At 62.3% G+C, this 16,500-nt stretch carries 13 protein-coding genes and 1 pseudogene; 9 read left to right on the forward strand and 5 right to left on the reverse strand.

All coding sequences use genetic code 11. The annotated features are described in order from the left end of the window. The first annotated feature begins 48 nt into the window (after positions 1 to 48). The 4 genes and pseudogenes from ABD837_RS20200 (at position 49) to ABD837_RS20215 (ending at position 3,451) form a co-directional block, all read left to right on the forward strand. Positions 49 to 597, forward strand: coding sequence for a CinA family protein (locus tag ABD837_RS20200; RefSeq protein ID WP_345058221.1), 549 nt, complete (start codon positions 49 to 51; stop codon positions 595 to 597). Positions 598 to 711: 114 nt separating this feature from the next. Next, positions 712 to 1,896, forward strand: a complete 1,185-nt coding sequence (locus ABD837_RS20205; RefSeq protein WP_345058223.1) for a zinc dependent phospholipase C family protein — start codon at positions 712 to 714, stop codon at positions 1,894 to 1,896. A 156-nt stretch (positions 1,897 to 2,052) separates the two neighbouring features. Then, positions 2,053 to 2,441: pseudogene (locus tag ABD837_RS20210) on the forward strand (manganese catalase family protein). 284 nt (positions 2,442 to 2,725) lie between these two features. Further along, positions 2,726 to 3,451 (forward strand): peptidylprolyl isomerase, encoded by a 726-nt coding sequence (locus tag ABD837_RS20215; protein WP_345058225.1) that lies wholly within the window; start codon positions 2,726 to 2,728, stop codon positions 3,449 to 3,451. A 12-nt stretch (positions 3,452 to 3,463) separates the two neighbouring features. On the opposite strand, the gene ABD837_RS20220 is transcribed toward ABD837_RS20215, so the two are convergent. The 3 genes from ABD837_RS20220 to ABD837_RS20230 form a co-directional block, all read right to left on the reverse strand. Next, positions 3,464 to 3,865, reverse strand: coding sequence for a BLUF domain-containing protein (locus ABD837_RS20220; protein ID WP_345058226.1), 402 nt, complete (start codon positions 3,863 to 3,865; stop codon positions 3,464 to 3,466). A 185-nt stretch (positions 3,866 to 4,050) separates the two neighbouring features. Beyond that, positions 4,051 to 6,150 carry a M13 family metallopeptidase gene (locus ABD837_RS20225; protein ID WP_345058228.1) on the reverse strand — a complete coding sequence of 700 codons (2,100 nt, stop codon included), beginning with the start codon at positions 6,148 to 6,150 and terminating at the stop codon, positions 4,051 to 4,053. Positions 6,151 to 6,237: 87 nt separating this feature from the next. Then, positions 6,238 to 8,310 carry a M13 family metallopeptidase gene (locus ABD837_RS20230; RefSeq protein WP_345058230.1) on the reverse strand — a complete coding sequence of 691 codons (2,073 nt, stop codon included), beginning with the start codon at positions 8,308 to 8,310 and terminating at the stop codon, positions 6,238 to 6,240. 174 nt (positions 8,311 to 8,484) lie between these two features. Between ABD837_RS20230 and xseA the strand changes: the two genes are divergently transcribed. From xseA to ABD837_RS20250, 4 genes are all read left to right on the forward strand, one after another. After that, complete coding sequence (gene xseA, locus ABD837_RS20235; RefSeq protein ID WP_345058232.1) at positions 8,485 to 9,837, forward strand: exodeoxyribonuclease VII large subunit; 1,353 nt, start codon at positions 8,485 to 8,487, stop codon at positions 9,835 to 9,837. Positions 9,838 to 9,891: 54 nt separating this feature from the next. Beyond that, positions 9,892 to 10,206 carry an exodeoxyribonuclease VII small subunit gene (gene xseB / locus ABD837_RS20240; RefSeq protein ID WP_345058234.1) on the forward strand — a complete coding sequence of 105 codons (315 nt, stop codon included), beginning with the start codon at positions 9,892 to 9,894 and terminating at the stop codon, positions 10,204 to 10,206. Positions 10,207 to 10,518: 312 nt separating this feature from the next. Beyond that, positions 10,519 to 11,304, forward strand: coding sequence for a sensor histidine kinase (locus tag ABD837_RS20245; RefSeq protein ID WP_345058236.1), 786 nt, complete (start codon positions 10,519 to 10,521; stop codon positions 11,302 to 11,304). Next, entirely contained in the window at positions 11,301 to 11,711 is a 411-nt protein-coding gene (locus ABD837_RS20250) for a response regulator (RefSeq protein WP_345058238.1), read from the forward strand. The genes ABD837_RS20245 and ABD837_RS20250 overlap by 4 nt, the downstream gene beginning before the upstream one ends. Positions 11,712 to 11,801: 90 nt before the next feature. Here ABD837_RS20250 and ABD837_RS20255 read toward each other — a convergent pair whose 3' ends face one another. Beyond that, positions 11,802 to 14,441 (reverse strand): TonB-dependent receptor, encoded by a 2,640-nt coding sequence (locus ABD837_RS20255; protein WP_345058240.1) that lies wholly within the window; start codon positions 14,439 to 14,441, stop codon positions 11,802 to 11,804. A 163-nt stretch (positions 14,442 to 14,604) separates the two neighbouring features. Between ABD837_RS20255 and ABD837_RS20260 the strand changes: the two genes are divergently transcribed. Next, entirely contained in the window at positions 14,605 to 16,074 is a 1,470-nt protein-coding gene (locus ABD837_RS20260; RefSeq protein ID WP_345058242.1) for a hypothetical protein, read from the forward strand. 8 nt (positions 16,075 to 16,082) lie between these two features. Here the strand turns inward: ABD837_RS20260 and ABD837_RS20265 are convergent, their stop codons facing one another. Continuing rightward, on the reverse strand, positions 16,083 to 16,439 hold the full coding sequence (locus tag ABD837_RS20265; protein ID WP_345058243.1) for an MGMT family protein: 357 nt from the start codon (positions 16,437 to 16,439) through the stop codon (positions 16,083 to 16,085). Between the last annotated feature and the right edge of the window lie 61 nt (positions 16,440 to 16,500).

The raw sequence follows: 16,500 nt of genomic DNA on the forward strand, positions 1-16,500 counted from the left end.
CGGGCCGCCAGGCGTATGCAACGGCAGTCTGTACTTCTAGATTTCCGCATGAAACCCTTCGATGTAAATGCCCTGGTGCAGCAGTTTCTGCAGCACAAGCTGACGCTGGCGCTGGCCGAGAGCTGCACCTGCGGCATGGCTGCCGCCCAGCTGGCGCCTGCCACCGGCGTGAGCGAGGTGCTGCTCGGCTCGGTGGTGACCTACCACCGCGAAGCCAAGCAAAAGCTCTTGGGAGTGAAAAAAGAAACGCTGGACACATACTCGGCCGAAAGCCAGCAGACAACGAATGAAATGGCCCAGGGCCTGCATCGCCACCTGCCAGCCGCCGACGTGTGCGTCGCCGTGACGGGCCTCTGCGGGCCCGGCGCTTCCGAAACGCCCGACAAACCCGTGGGGACGGTGTTCGTGACCATATTGCTGGAAGGGCACGCCCACGAGTACCGCGTACAGCTCAGCGGCAGCGGCGATAAGCTGCGCGAGCAGGCCACAACGTTCATATATGAGAAGCTGGCCGAGCTGCTGGCCCGCCGCCAGGAACTGCACGGCGCGCATCAGCCCGGCACGGCTTCGGCAGCCAAGCGAGCAATGGCCGGGTAGCGGCAGCGGCAGAGAAGAGTTATTCAGCTAAAGCGTACGCGGTGAAAATGTGCCGCGCGTTGCCGAACTTTGGACGGGCCCCTAGCCTTTCCTGCTAAATCAATTCCCGCCTTCATGAAAAAATCCTTGCTATCGCTGCTACTACTGGTGCTGGTGCTGGCTGCCGGCTCTGCCAGTGGCTGGGGCTTCTTTGGCCACCGCACCATCACCCAGATTGCGGTGTACGACCTGCCAGTCTCGATGCAGCTGTTTTACTTCCGCAACATGACGGACCTGGTGCGCCTAAGCACTGCCCCCGACGAGCGCCGCGGCTCCGACCCCAACGAAGCGCCCAAGCACTTTATCGACATGGACCATTATTCCGAAGAAGACCCCTTCGGTAAAATGCCCCGGCAGTACGACCAGGCCACGTCGAAATACACCGCCGACACCCTGAAAAAGTACGGCACCGTGCCGTGGGTAATAATTGAAATGAAGGATAGCCTGACGGAAGCCTTCCGCAACCGCGATACCACCGAAATTATCCGCTACTCGGCCGAGCTGAGCCACTACGTGGGCGATGCTTTTGTTCCGCTGCACACCACCATCAACTACGACGGCCAGCTTACCGACCAGAAGGGCCTGCACTCGCTTTGGGAAAGCCAGTTGCCTGAGCGCTTCATCGGCACCTACAACCTTGACAGTGAGCCGGCCAAGTACCTCAAAAACCCGCTCGATGCCATCTGGACCGTGCTGGGCCAGAGCTACGGCTTCCTGGGCGAGACCTTCGACCGCGCCCTGAAAATCGAGAAAACAATGAAGCCCGAGGTGCGCTACACGTTTTCGCACCGCTACGGCAAAACCTCGCGGCGCTTCTCCGATGCCTTCGCCGATGAGTACGACAAGGCCGTGGGCGGCATGGTTAACTTCCGCCTGCGTTCGGCCCCGGGCCTGGTGTCGTCGCTCTGGCTCACGGCCTGGCAGGATGGCGGTAAGCCCGACCTCAACGCCCTGATGCACCCCGGCAAGCCATCTGCGGCCGAAAAAGCCAAGCTCGCTACGGAGCTTGCCGCCTGGAAGAAAAACACCATTGCGCAGGACCAACTGCTGTTAGCCCAGCAGAAAATGAAGAAAGTGGAGGCGGTGGAAAACATTAAGTCGGCCCGCGACATGGGCGACAATGCCGATGCCCCCGCCGCCGACTCGCCCAGACCAGCGGCAACCGATGACGACGCCCCCGCCTACGACAAACTGAAGGTGAAGAGCAAGAGCCGCAACGGCAGCGAAAAAGTTAAGCAGAAGGGAACGGAGTCAGACTAAGCAATAGATGTGTAAGTCAAAGCATTATACCGTCTTAACTACGGTTAAGTCCATATAAAACGCAGTAGCTTCCGCCCACAGAAGGGCGCATAGAAAGCCCAGTCCGCACGCCGCGGGCTGGGCTTTTCATTTTTTCCACCTTCTTCCTTTCCAGCTATGACCGAAGAGTATTCGCATATTGAAGCCGTTAGCTACGCCATCAACCTGCTGCTGACGGGCGCCAGCAAGCGCAACCCCGACCCGGTATCGGGCCCGCTGGCCGGCGCCGTCGATGCCCGCAACACCCACCACTTTATTGCCAGCGGCCAGGCCGCGTTGCCCCAGGACTCGCTGGGCCACCCCTGGACGGCGACAACGTTTTCAGCTCGGGCAACCTGCGCCTGGACTTGCTGCACAACTTCTTTCTGGAGTGCGGCGCCCGCGCCAACAAGATGCGCGTGTACGAAATGGTAACCGACCCCTGTGCCCGCACCAAGGTGGGCTACCTGCTGGTGCGCGGCGGCCTGCACGTGAGCACCCCGAAGACGGCTCCGAGCCGGAGGTAATTCAGGGCGCAAAAAAAGGCGTACCCTACCCCATTCTGGAATAAGAACCCCAATTGAACTCGCCCGGCGAGGATAATTTCGACCCTGAGATGTTCGCCGACATTGCGAAGAAACTAGGCCTGAGCAAGTACCTGAACTCGTACCGTCCGAAGTAGTGACGCGGCCCTTGGCGTCTATTGGCTGGACGAAACCGTCCACTGTAAAGACGCGAAGTGTCGCGTGGCTCTATCGCTTCCGCTCCAGCCCGGCCCCGCCAATGTGCGGGGCCGGGTTTATTTTGTGCCATGAACCGTCTCTTATTCGCCGGGTTGGCCCTGCTGGTTGCCTGCAACCAAGCCCCGCCGGCCACTGCACCGGTAGCCACCAAGCCCGTAGTGCCCGGCCCCGACCTAGCTACCCTCACCGATAGCGCCGCGCCGGCCGCCCTGCTGGCTTATGGTCGCCAGTACCCGGGCTCGGAAGTACTGGTGAAGACGCGCCTGGGCAACATTCGGGTGAAGCTGTACGACGACACGCCCATTCACAAGGCCAATTTCCTGCTGCTGGCCCGCAAGGGCGTGTTCGACGAAACCATGTTCAACCGCGTGGTGAAGGACTTTGCCGTGCAGGGCGGCCAGACCTACGGGGCGCGCACCATCCGGCTAAAGCGCTACCGCCTGCCACCGGAATTCCGGCCCGAGCATTTCCACCGCAAAGGCGCGCTCGGCATGGCCCGCTACGACGACGAGCAGAACCCTGGCCGCCTCTCGTCGAACACCGATTTCTACTTCGTAGTGGGCGAGAAACTAGCCCCCAACCAGTCGCAGGCCATGGCCGGCCGCAAGCTTACGCCAGCCCAGGTGCAAGCCTACGCCAAAGTGGGCGGCGTGCCCTCGCTCGATGGACAGTACACCGTTTTCGGCGAAGTCATCGAAGGCCAGGATGTGGTCGACAAGATTTCCAACCAGCCCGTGGAGTCCGACAAGTGGCCGGTGGATGATATCAAGATAAAGGTAGAAGTGGTAAGGTGAGCCTGACCGCTACTAAATCAGGGGTTCCTCCGCCATGAAGGCCTCCAGCAGCGGCACCAAGTTGCGGATGTGCTCGGGCGCGGCACCGGGGCGCGGCACGAGGCGCGAGAAGTCGGCTGGTTCAACGCTGCGAAACTGCATCGACCAGTCGGCAAAGGCCCGGCCGGGAATGGGGCCATCGGCCAGCTTTACCACGTCGCGGTGCCGGACGTCGTCGGCAATCACGGTGTAGAGCTGGTGCACCAGGGCCGCGTCGCCCTCGAGCACCTGCATAATGCGCCCTTCGGTGCTAAAGAGCAACAAGCCCGTTATGTTGAGGCTGGCGTTGGTTGTGCGCCACCGGCCCAGTTCGGCTTGTAGTTCCGCTTCGGTGAGGCCGAGAGCGGCAGTGCTGGAATAAACGAGGTGATGCATGGTACAAGTACGGGAGAAGTAGGCCAAAGCTATGTTCCTACGCCAGTTACTGCAACCTCAGCCGCATAATACATTAATTACCTAACGGACAGTAAAAAGGCCCGCTCCCAAGGGAGACGAGCCTTTTCGTACCGGGAGGGAGAACAGTTTCTCACTCGTGGTTCAAACAATACAGAGCAAAGAGCTTACCAAATTTTTGCGCGCGTAGTAGCGGGGCGGACCATCTTGTCGCCATCCTTGCAGGCAAAGGCCTTGTGAAACTCCGGGAAGTTTTGCAGCGGCCCAATGGTGCGGTAGTGGCCGGGCGAGTGCGGGTCGGTCTGGAGCTGCTGGCGCTGGGCCTCCGGGCGCTGGTTTTCGCGCCAGATTTGGGCGTAGCTCAGGAAGAAGCGCTGCTCGGGCGTGAAGCCGTCAATCACCTTGTTGGCCTTGGCCTGCGGGGTTTTCATAAAGGCCGCATAGGCAATGGTGAGGCCGCCGAGGTCGGCCAGGTTTTCGCCCATCGTCAGCTTGCCGTTCACGTGCGCCGAATCGAGCGGAGAGAAAGCGTCGTACTGCTTGCCCACCACGTCGGCCTTGGCCATGAATTTCTCGCCGTCTTCCTTGGTCCACCAGTCGCGCAGGTTGCCTTCCGAGTCCACTTTGCGGCCCTGGTCATCGAAGCCGTGGGTCATTTCGTGGCCAATCACGGCGCCAATGCCGCCGTAGTTCACCGCATCATCCGCTTTGGGGTCGTAGAACGGCGACTGCAGGATGCCGGCCGGAAACACTATCTCGTTCAGGCTGGCATTGTAGTAGGCGTTCACGGTAGGTGGCGTCATGCCCCACACCGAGCGGTCAACGGGCTGGCCGAACTTGCTCAGGTTGTCCATGGTGTTGAAATCGGACACTGCGAACAGGTTATTCAGGGCACTTTCGCGGCTGATATTCAGCTTGGAGTAATCCTTCCACTTGTCGGGGTAGCCTATTTTCACCACGAAGGCGTTCAGCTTTTTGAGGGCCTCCGCCTTCGTGGCGGCGCTCATCCACCCGGTGGCCTGAATGCGCTCGGCGTAGGCCATGCGCATATTTTCCACCATTTGCTTGGCGCGGGCCTTGGCGGCGGGGCTGAAATCCTGGTCTACGTAAATCTGGCCAAACGCCTCGCCCAGCGCGCCGTCGGTAGCGGCAAAAGCGCGTTTCCAGCGGGCCTGGGGCACCTTGGCACCCGTGAGCACTTGCGTGAGGCGGAAGCTCTCGTCCACAAATGCCTGGGGCAGCGCCGATGACACGCCCTCTACTAAATGGAAGCGCAGGTACTGCTTCTGGTCGGCAATGGGCTCCTCCTTTATCATGGCATTGGCCTCTTTCAGGTAGTCGGGCTGGCCGATGATGAGGTCCTTGGCCCCGCTTAGGTTGCTTTCCTTCAGGCGCAGCGGAATGTCGAGGTTCGGGTAGGCGGCGGCCACCTGGGCCACGGTCATCTTGTTGTAGTTGCTCTCGCGGTCGCGCAGGGCCACCCGGTCGCGGCTGGCGCGGGCCATGCGGGTTTCGAGGCGCGTCACGGCGTCGGCGTTGCGCTCGGCCGTGGCTTGGTCGTCGCCGAGCAGCTTGAAGGTGTTGACCTGGTAGGTGCGGTAGGCGGCGCGAATGGTCTTCGAGCGCGCGTCGTCCTTCAGGTAGTAGTCGCGGTCGGGCAGCGTGAGGCCGCCCTGGCGCACCTGTACGGCGTACTGGGTGCTGTTCTTGGGGTCCTGGCCCACGCCGAGGCCGTACCAGCCCTTGCCGTAGTTTTTGGGGTCGGCGAGGTAGCGCTGCACGCCGGCCACGTCCTGAATGGCGTTAATTTTATCCAAACGGGGCTGCAGGTACTTCAGGCCGGCGCGTTCCACGGCCATGCTGTCCATGGCTGAGGCGTAGAAGTCGCCCACTTTCTGCGCATTCGAGCCCGGCTTGGCGGCGCGGTCGGCAGCCACTTTCTCCAGAATGCCGTGCACCACGTCGCGGTTGCGGTTGCGCAGCTGGTTGAAGCCGCCCCAACGGGTTTCAGAGGCCGGAATGGGGTTGTTTTTCATCCAGTTACCGTTGGCAAACTGGAAGAAGTCGTCGCAAGGGGGTACCGAGCGGTCGAGGTTGGCCAGCGTGATGCCCACGCCGGACTGGCCGGGCGTGGCGGGAACGGTCGTTTTGGTCTTAACGCCGTTGCTTTTGGTCTTGACTTTGGTCTGAGCCTGGGCTACGCCCGCAGCCAGGCCCAACACAGCCACTGATAAGGCGGCCCGGTTGAGTAAGGAACGTTTGGACATGGTGTAAGTAAAAAAGTGAAAAAAGAAATATAGTCCCTAATGCAAAACTCCCCGCCGGCAGCGGCGAGGAGTTGAGACTTGGGTGGGTTACCAGATTTTGGAGCGGTCGGTGGTCGGCCGCATCATCTTGTTGCCGTCCTGGCAGCCGAAGGCCTGGTAGAACTCGGGCATGTTCATGAGCGGGCCGTTGGTGCGGAACTGGCCGGGCGAGTGCGGGTCAGTCTGCACCTGCTGGCGCACGGCCTCGGGCCGAATGTTGGTACGCCAGATTTGCGCGTAGCCCAGGAAGAAGCGCTGCTCGGGCGTGAAGCCGTCGATTTTCACGTGGGCCTTCGCCTGCGGCGTTTTCATAAACGCCTGGTAGGCGATGGTCAAACCACCGAGGTCGGCGAGGTTTTCGCCCATGGTCAGCTTGCCGTTCACGTGCACCGAATCGAGCGGCGAGAAGGCATCGTACTGCTTGCCCACCATTGCGGCCTTGGCGTTGAACTTGTCGGCATCCTCCTTGGTCCACCAGTCGCGCAGGTTGCCCTTCGCATCGTACTGCCGGCCTTGGTCGTCGAAGCCGTGGGTCATTTCGTGGCCAATCACGGCGCCAATGCCACCGTAGTTCACGGCATCATCCGCTTTGGGGTCGTAGAACGGGGGCTGCAGGATGCCGGCCGGGAACACGATTTCGTTCATCGGCGGGTTGTAGTAGGCGTTCACCGTGGGCGGCGTCATGCCCCACTCGCCGCGGTCAATCGGCTTACCGAACTTGCGTACCTCGTCCTTGTTGGCCCATTCCTGAGCGGCAATTAGGTTATTCAGGTAGCTTTCGCGGCTCACGTTTAGCGTCGAATAATCCTTCCACTTGTCGGGGTAGCCGATTTTCACCACGAAGGCGTTGAGCTTGGTTAAGGCCTCCTTTTTGGTGCCGGCACTCATCCAGTCCGTCGCCATGATGCGCTCGGCGTAAGCCTTGCGCAGGTTCTCAATCATTTCCTTGGCCTTGGCCTTGGCAGCGGGGCTGAACGCCTTGTCCACGTACAGTTGACCGAAGGCTTCGCCCAGCGCCCGGTCCGTCGAACCCAGCGAGCGTTTCCAGCGGGGCTGCTGCTTTTTGGCACCGCTCAGGGCCTGTGAGTATTTGAACGCTTCGTCGCCGTAGGCTTTGGGCAGGGCCGAAGTCAGGCTGCTCACCAGGTGCCAGCGCAGGTACTGCTTCTGGTCGGCGATGGGCTCCTGCTGCATGGCCGCGCTCACTTCCTTCAGGTAGTCGGGCTGGCCCACAATTACTTCCTTCGCCGCACTCAAGCCCTGACCTTGCAACGTCTGGGACAGCGCCAGGTTTGGGAAGGCGGCGTTGGCTTCCGCCAGCGTCATTTTATTGTAGTTGGCGTAGGGGTCGCGCAGGTCCACGCGGCTCTTACTCGCCTTGGCCAGGCGGGTTTCGATGCGGGTAACAGCAGCAGCATTTTTCTCGGCTGTGGCCTGGTCGTCGCCCAGCATTTTGAAAATGTTGACCTGGTAGGTCTGGTAGGCGTCGCGGATTTTCTTCGAGCGGGCGTCGTCCTTCAGGTAATAGTCGCGGTCGGGCAGCGAGAGGCCGCCCTGGTTGAGGTACACCGCGTATTGAGTGCTGATTTTCTCGTCCTGGCCCACCCCCGAACTCAGCCACACATTGCCGGCGTGCGCTTTGGGGTCAGCCAGAAATTTTTGCTCGTCGGCCAGGCTGTTGATGGCCATGATGCGGTCCAGGTGCGGCTTGAGGTACTTCAGGCCGGCCGCGTCGATGGCGACCGAGTCCATGGCCGAGCCGTAGAAGTCGCCCACTTTCTGGGCATTCGTACCCTTGGCGGCCTTCGCCGAATTGGCCGCGGCATTGGTCAGGATGGTACGCAGCGTGAACTGGTTACGGTCAATCAGCTCGTTGAACGCACCCCAACTCGACTGCGCGTCCGGAATCGGGTTGTTCTTGAGCCAGTTGCCGGAAGCATAGTGAAAAAAGTCTTCGCAGGGCTTCACCGACGGGTCGATGTTGGCGATGTTGATACCGACGCCTTTTTGCGGGGGCGTGGGGCCGGTTTTGGTGGGCGGGCCGGCCGCTACCGAGGCAGCCAAGCCACCTAATCCGAGTACAGCCAGGCTGAGACGCCGGGCCATCGAGGTTGAAAACATGAAGTGAATGTTGGGGTGGGAAATGATGCCGTGAAGGTACAGACAAGCCGATAGCGGCACGGTTGCACGAACGCCACAACATTTGGCACTGGTTCCGGATTGTCATTCGATTGCTCAAACCTCTTCTCCCTGGCGCAACTCCCAACGCCGCCATCGGCCCGTAACTTGCGACTTATGCCGCTCTACAACCGCCGTCCCGAACTGCCGCCACAGCCTGCTCCTGCCCCACTGGGCCTGGCCGAGCTGCTGAGCCAGGTGCGGCTGGCCCTGCAGCGGCAGCTGGCCGAGTCTTATTGGGTGGTGGGCGAAGTATCTGACCTCACCGTGCCGCGCTTTGCCGGCGCCCACTGCTACCTCACCCTCACCGAGCAAATCATCGACGGGCGCGGCATGCCCATTAAGGCGCAGGCCCGGGCCACGCTCTGGAGCCAGCGCTACCAGCAGTTGGCCCCCGCTTTTGAGCGCGCCACCGGGCAGCCCCTGCGCGCCGGCCTGAAGCTGCTGCTACGGGTGCAGGTGCGCTTTCATGAGCAGTATGGCCTGAGCCTCGACGTGGTGGCCATCGACCCGAGCTACACCGTGGGCGAGCTGGCCCTGCTGCGCCTGGCCACCCTGCGCAAGCTCGAAGAGAAAGGGCTGTTGGTGCGCCAGCAGGCCCTTTCGCTATCGTTGGCTCCGCAGCGGCTGGCCGTCATCTCCTCTCCTACTGCTGCCGGTTTTCAGGACTTTGTGCAGCAGCTGCGCGAAGCTCCGTACGACTTTGCGCTCACGCTGTTTCCGGCCACCATGCAGGGCGACGAAGCCCCGGCCAGCATTCGGGCGGCGCTCGAGGGCGTACGCGAGCGGCGCGGACAGTTCGATGCCGTGGTGCTGATTCGCGGCGGGGGCAGCCGCACCGACCTGCTCGCGTTTGATGAATATGGGCTGGCAGCGGCCGTGGGTGCTTTTCCGCTGCCGGTGCTCACGGGCATTGGCCACGAGCGCGACGAAGCCGTAGTGGACCTCACCGCCCACCGCGCCCTAAAAACACCTACCGCCGTAGCCGCCTTCCTGGTAGATAGGCTGGCCCGGCTCGAAGCGGCCATTTTTGGCCTGGGTGAACAAGTAGTAGCTGCCGCGCGCCGCCAGCTAAGCCAGCGCCACGCCCGCCTCGACCAACTGGCCGGTCGCACCCAACACGCCGCCCAGGGCCAGCTCGATGCCGCCCACGACCGGCTGCGCGCCCGCGCCCGCCAGGCCACGCAAGCCCCGCGCGAGCAGTTGCGCCAATTGGGCCAGGGCCTGGAGCGCTTCCGCCACCAGCTGCCCCGCGCCGCCCGCCGCGCCCTGGCCCGCGAGCAGCGCGGCCTGCGCCAGCGCGGCCGCGTGCTGTTGCGCCGCTTCGCCCGCCACCACCAGCGCCGCCGCGAAACGCTGCTGCGCCGCCGCTACCAGCTGCAACTGGCGCTGGAACGCACCCTGCACCGGCATGAACTGCAACTGGCCGTGCTGGGTACACGACTCCCAGGCGCGAAAACCAGCCTGTAGTGAGTCACATTCGACCGAAACACCTCTAATAATTAAGAAACTGACCATTATAAAATGACCTATCGCGAAGCCATCAAAGAGCTCGAAACCATCCTACGTGCCCTCGAAACTGATGCTGTTGATGTCGACGACCTCACGGCGCGAGTAGAACGCTCGGCCGAGCTCATTCGGCTCTGCCGCCACAAGCTGCGCCACGCCGAAGCCTCCCTCGACCGTGTGTTCGACTCGCTGGATGAAGACGAGGAAACCAACGAGGAAGAGGAAGCCGAGGCAGATGAGTTAGAAACCGAAGAGGATGAATCTGAAGAGGATGAAACCGAAGAGGATGAGCACGACCACATGCCCGGCGGCCCCGGCCGGGCGTGGTAACCAAGGCTTCTGGCCGATGCATTGCTCATTTGCAGGCTCTTTGCGCGGCAATTACATGAACAATAGCACCTACTTCTCGCTATCATCCAATTACTTAGCATATTAATGCCTGTATACTGCAGCCCTGGCGTGGTGGCAAAGGACAAACTGCCGCGCACTTAACCGTTATTTGCCGGGCCGGTATGGTTCTCGCGCTGGCAAAGCGGCTCGCTCTTTGGGCGGGCCGCAGGTTCTCGATTCTTTTGTACAACTTGCCGTTGTCCGGGCATCCACGTGGCTCATCTGTCTCCCTTGCTTCTACTCACTCCTGCTTTGCTCCTGCTAGTGCTCGGGCTCGTGTGGTTTGTAGTGCGCTACCAGCGCGGGCAGTTGCACCAGCAGCAGGAACTGGCGCAGCTACAAGAGGCGGCCCAGCAGCAGGCCCTCGCGGCGGCCCTGGTGGCCCAGGAAGACGAGCGCCAGCGCATTGCGGCCGAACTGCACGACGGCGTGGGCACCATTCTGGCCCTGGCCAAGCTCCACCTCTACGCTCCGGGCAGCCCGCCAGCCCCCGAAGCCAGCGCGCTGATTGACCAGGCCGTGGCCGAGGTGCGGCGTATTTCGCGCAACCTGCAGCCGGCCACGCTCCAGCAACTGGGCCTGGCCCAGGCCCTGCGGGCGCTGGTGCAGGCCGTGCCACCCGACCATGGGCCCGAGGTGCAGCTCGAACAAAGCGGGGCATTGGGCCGTTTGCTTCCCTCGCATGAGCTTATGGTATACCGCATTGCGCAGGAGCTGCTTGCCAATGGCCTGGTGCACGCTGAGGCCCAACACATTCGCCTGAAAATCAAGGCCTCGCCTGGCCTGCTTGTCCTCACTTACTCCGACGATGGCCACGGCTTCGACCTGGCTACGCTCGAAGAAATGCCGCCGCCCGGCCCCCACGGCCAGGCTGTGGGTATGGGCCTCATCAACTTGCGCAGCCGCGTGGCTGTGCTCGGCGGCCAGCTCAGCTACCACTCGCAGCCCGGCGTGGGCACCCGCGTCGAGGCCACCCTGCCGGTGACCTTGCTGGGCCCCACTTCCTCGGCGAACTCCTCAATTACTTTTGCCTTATGAACATGCCCGCTACTGCTCCGGCCACCACTCCCGTGCGCCTGGCCATCGTCGACGACCACATCTTATTCCGGAAAGGGCTGCGCGCCCTGCTCAGCGGCTACGCGGGCATTGAGGTGGTGTGCGAAGCCAGCAACGGCCAGGAACTGCTCGAACTGCTCGACCAGGGCAGCCGCCCCAACGTCATCCTGATGGACATGCAGATGCCGGTGCTCGACGGCCTGCAAACCACCCGCCTGCTGCGCACCCAGTTCCCGGATATGCGCGTGGTCATCATCTCCATGCACGACGACCCTTCGCTGGTGAGCACCGTGCTGGCCGAGGGCGCCCACAGCTACCTCGTAAAAAACACTTCGCCCGAGGAAATGCGCGGCGCCGTGCTGGCAGCGGCAGCGGCTGGCACGCGCTAGCACCTGCTCGTTTTCAGACACAAAAATCCCCGGTGGGAGGCCCGCTAATGCGAGCTACCTACCGGGGATTTTTATTGCGGGCCTCAGCTCCTACAGGCCGATGGACAGGCCAGCCGTGAACGTGCGGCCCCGGTTGAAGAAGGCCTGCAGCAGGTCGAGATTGCCAGCGTTCGAGTTTGAGCGGTTCGACACGTCGGTGAAGTAGAACTCGTTCAGTACGTTCAGCACTGAGGCTTTGAGGCCGAAACGGGTGCCGTTTTTGAACATGGGCTTGAAATCGTAGCCGAAGTGAACGTCTACGTTGCGCGAGGTGGGCAGGCGGTACGAGTCGGTGCTGGTAGCTTGGTTGAGGATGGTTTCGGGGTTGAAGTCGGCGTAGTACTTGGTGAAAAGCAGGAACGAGGGCCGGATGAAGGCGCCACGGAAAGGCTCGTAGCGCAGGCCCACCTGAAACTGGTTCTGGGCGGCATCGCCTACGTGCACGCCGTTGAGGAACACGGCTTGGTTGAGGCCTCCTTCGATGGGGAAGCCGGCTTCGTCGGTCTGGTTGAGCAGGCCCTTGCCCGTCCAGCGCCAGTCGCCGAGTGAGATGGCCGAGTTCAGCTGCAAGCGGCGGCTGATTTCCTGGGCAATGCTCATTTCGATGCCCATGTGGCGGGCATTCACGTTGCGAACGTTGCTGTATACGCCGGTAGCCGAGTTAAACGAGGTGGTGGTTTTGTTGGCCCACAGGGTGTAGTAGGCGTTCAGCGTCACCTTCAGGCTTGGGTAGCTGATGCCATAGCCGATTTCGGCGCTGGTGATTCCTTCGGACTTCACGTTATCGTACTTACGGCCCGAGGTAGTATAGAGCAGGTTGAAGAACGGCACCTTGCTGTTGTAGCCCACGTTCACAAACACGTTGTCGTGCTCGGTGAGGTTGTAGTTGGCTCCGGCCTTCATGCTGTAGCCATTGAAGGTCGTCCAGTCCGTTGACACGGGGCTGCCATCGGGCTGTACTTTCTGGAAGTAGTCGATGCGCTTATACGCTACGTTCGAGAGGGTAACACTCAACACAGCCGAGAGCAGCGGGGTTTTGTATTCGAGCTGCGAATACCCACCCATCCAGCGGGTTTTGCCGTCGTAGTTGTAGCTCAGCTTATCGCCCACTCCCAGCCGGGCGGTGGGGTTGTTCTGGTTACCACCATTCACGTAGTAGTCGCCACCCAACAGGTCGCGCACTTCGCGGTAGTGCAGGCCGGTATAGTCGCGGCCATCTACCCCCGCCGATAACGTGAGCTTGTCGTTGAGCAGGTAGTCGCCGCCTACCACAAAACCATACCAGCGGTGGCTGTTCACGGCATTCACGAGAATTTCCGAAGACTGCCGCTTGCCATCGGCTCCTACGGCAGCGTAGTTGGTATCGTATATTTTCTGGAAACCGGTTTGGCCATTGGCATCGGTTACGCTGTTGGTTGTGGAGTTGCCAGTGAGCGTGGATGAGCCCCCGCCGGTGCCATACGAAGCGTAGGCCACGGTCGAGATGAACAGCCGGTCGCTCACCTGCCACAGGTCGTTGAAGTTTACCTGGGGCTTGTGGTAGAAGTTGGTGCGCTCGTTCAGGGTTTCGACGCCGTGGCTCACTTTCACACCACCTACGATTGAGTAGCGGTCGAGCGTGCCCCAATAAGGGTTGTACTGAAAGCCCTTATCGCCACCCGATTTCACCTGGGCGCCAATTTCGCGGGCCTTCTCATAAGAATACTTGTAGACCTCGAAGGGAAACGAGCGCTGCCCGTGGCGCTGTGGCGAGCCCAAGCCGGTGAGCGAGAGGGTGTGTTTGCCGGCGCGCTTGCTCACGGTACCGAAATAAGTCCAGGCATCGTCAAATGCCTTATCGACCCAGCCATCGGAGGTGCGGCGCGAGCCGTACACCGTCACGGCCCAGTCGCCCTTCAACTGGCCCGAACTCAGCATGAGCGAGTATTTCTGGTAGTTGTTCGAGCCGGTTTCGACGCGGGCCAGCACGGCCTTTTTATCGTCGAAGCCTTTGGTGAGTACGTTGATGGTACCACCCACCGAGGGCACGGCAATTTTAGAAGCCGACAGGCCGCGCTGCACCTGCAGCGACTTAGTTACATCGCCCAAATCCCAGTTGCTCCAGAACACCTGGCCGTTCTCCATGTCGTTCACCGGCACGCCGTTGATGAGCACGGCCACGTTGCGCTGGTCGAAGCCCCGCACGTTGATGCGCGAGTCGCCGGTGCCGCCGCCGCCCTGGGTGGCGTACACACCGGGCGTTTCGTTGAGAATCAGGGGAAGGTCGCGGTTGCTCAGAGTTTCGCGCAGCTTCACCTCGTTCACGGCCGAAAAGGCCACCGGGGTTTCGCGCTCCTGGGCCTGGGAAGCCACTACCTGCACCTCGGCCAGGCTCGCGTTGTCGGAGCTGAGCGGGAAGGAAGCGACTACGTTCTGGGCCACAATGCGCACGGTTTGGGTGCTGGGCTTGTAGCCCACAAAGCTGGCCTGCAAAGTGTAGGTACCGGGGGCCAGGTTACCGATTTTGTAGTTGCCCTCGGTGTCGGCTCCGGTGCCGGTGTTCTGGACGTTACCGGTTACCTGCACGGTGGCCCCGGGCAGGGTTTCACCGGTCACCTTGTCGAGCACGCGCCCGCGGATAGAAAACGTGGTTTGCGCTACGGCTGGCAACGTCAGCAGCAGGGCAACAAGCGCAGTAATAAAGTGCTTCATACCTATTAAAAAAGACACCGGCACACTCCGGGGACAACAAATATACAGCGTAGCGACGGCTGGGCATCAACCGGATAAACAATGCTTTTCCGGCATCTGCACCCAGCAGGCACGGGTTACCCAAAACCATTGGCCGGGCAGCGGCCCGCACGTAGTTTTGGCCATGCATTCCGCTCTCGCTCGTGTTTCCTTTTTTGCCGGGCTGCCGGCGGCCCTGCTGCTCACCGCGCTCCCGGGCCACGCCCAGGCCCCCCTCTACCGCTTCGACCTGCGCGCCGAGAAGCTCGATGTACCCGCCGGCCCCTGGCAGGTCACGCGCGTGCTCGACCTGCGCGCCGACCGCCGCCAGCTGGGCAGCATCCACCGGGGCCTGGGCAACCAGCTGGTTCCGGCCACGTTCACCCAGCCCCTGGCGGCGGAGGTGCAGCAACTCATTACGGGACAGTTGCCGGCCCGCGCCGGGGCCCGGCCGGTTGTGCTGCGGGTATTTGCTCTCAGCATCGGCGAGGACCTGCGGCCGACTTCCGAGCACGGCGAAGCCGAATTGGTGGCCGACTTTCTGGAGCCGCTGCCCGACAGCACATTCCGGATGTTGCTGTCGGTGGGCGAAATCACCCGGCGCGGCGGGCTCGACGTGACAAACTTTCACCCCACCAACATTGCCATTGTGCTGCAACAGGCGCTGCGCCAACTGGCTGCCCTGCCCGCCGCCCCATCCGCCACCGAAGTACTGAGCCGGGCCGATGCCCTGGCCGGCCGGGGCGGGGCTGCCGCGCGGCGCTTTGCGGTGCAGACAGCCGCCGCGCCGAAACGCGGCTTCTACCACAGCCTGCAGGAGTTTCTCGACAACGCGCCCACCGAGCCCACGCAGCCCTTTCTGGTTACGCACGTGCCGCGCACCGGCAAGCGCTGGGCCGGCTCCGACGAGATTCAGGTCAGCTACCTCTACCTCGACGCTGCGCACCCGGCCCGGCCCGTGCCCACCGGCGACCTGTGGGGCCTGAGCGACGGCCAAGAACTGTTTATTGCCTACCGCAACCGCTTCTACCAGCTGCTGGCCGCGCCCGACGGACGCAGCTACACCTTTGTGGGGCCGCCCGTGTTCAACCCGCAGGTGGCCGCTGGCCGGGCCGCCGCCACCATTGGGGGCGGCCTTATTGGCGCGGCCCTCGCCGGGGCGGCCTACGGGCCCGACCTGATGGGGCCCTACGAGCTGCACCTGGCCAGTGGGCGCGTGCTGCCGGTGCAGGACGCCAGCCAGACCGACGCCGACGGCTTCGCGAAGGCTCCCGCCACGGCGCAGGTATACGTGTACCGGGCTGCCGATGCCGCCCGGCGCATCCCCCTGACCCTGCGCGCCGGCGGACAGACCGCGACGGACTTGCCCGCCCGTTATTTCCTGCCCCTTATCTGGGATGACCAACGCGCCGAGTTGCAGATTTGCGTGCAGGCCGGGGCCGGGGCCGAAGCCTGCCAGTCGTTCAGGCCCAGCTTCGAACAGCCCACTTACCTCGAATGCACGGTACCCGCCGACGGGGGCGCGCCGGTGCTGCGGCCGGTTTCGGCGAAAGAGGGTGCTTTAGCCGTGCGTCGGATGCAATCTGTGCTAACCGCCGACGCTTCGGATAAATAGCCCGTTCGCTACGCTAGCTCCGCGGATGGGTCCCAAAACCGCTTATCGAAGTCGATGACCCGGTCGTCTTCCACGTGCACGCCTTCCGCTTCGAGGGCTTCCTGCATGGCCGTTGGAGTAGCGTAGTGCAGGCGCCCGGTAAGGTGCCCGAGGCGGTTGAGTACGCGGTGCGCCGGCACGTAGGCATCGGCGGTGTGCGCGGCCATCATGGCGTAGCCCACGGTGCGCGCGCCGCGCCGCGAGCCTAAGTAGTGGGCAATGGCTCCATACGATGTAAGCCGGCCGGGAGGAATCAAACGCACTACTTCGTGCACGTCCTGAAAGAAATTGCGGGGTTCGGGCGGGGTTTCAGCAGCAGGTTTCATCGTTGCGAAGATAGGCTTGGTCTGCATGATGGGCCTATCCGTCTATATTCTGCCATATATC

The sequence above is a fragment of the Hymenobacter glaciei genome, assembly GCF_039539585.1.
GTDB lineage: Bacteria > Bacteroidota > Bacteroidia > Cytophagales > Hymenobacteraceae > Hymenobacter > Hymenobacter glaciei.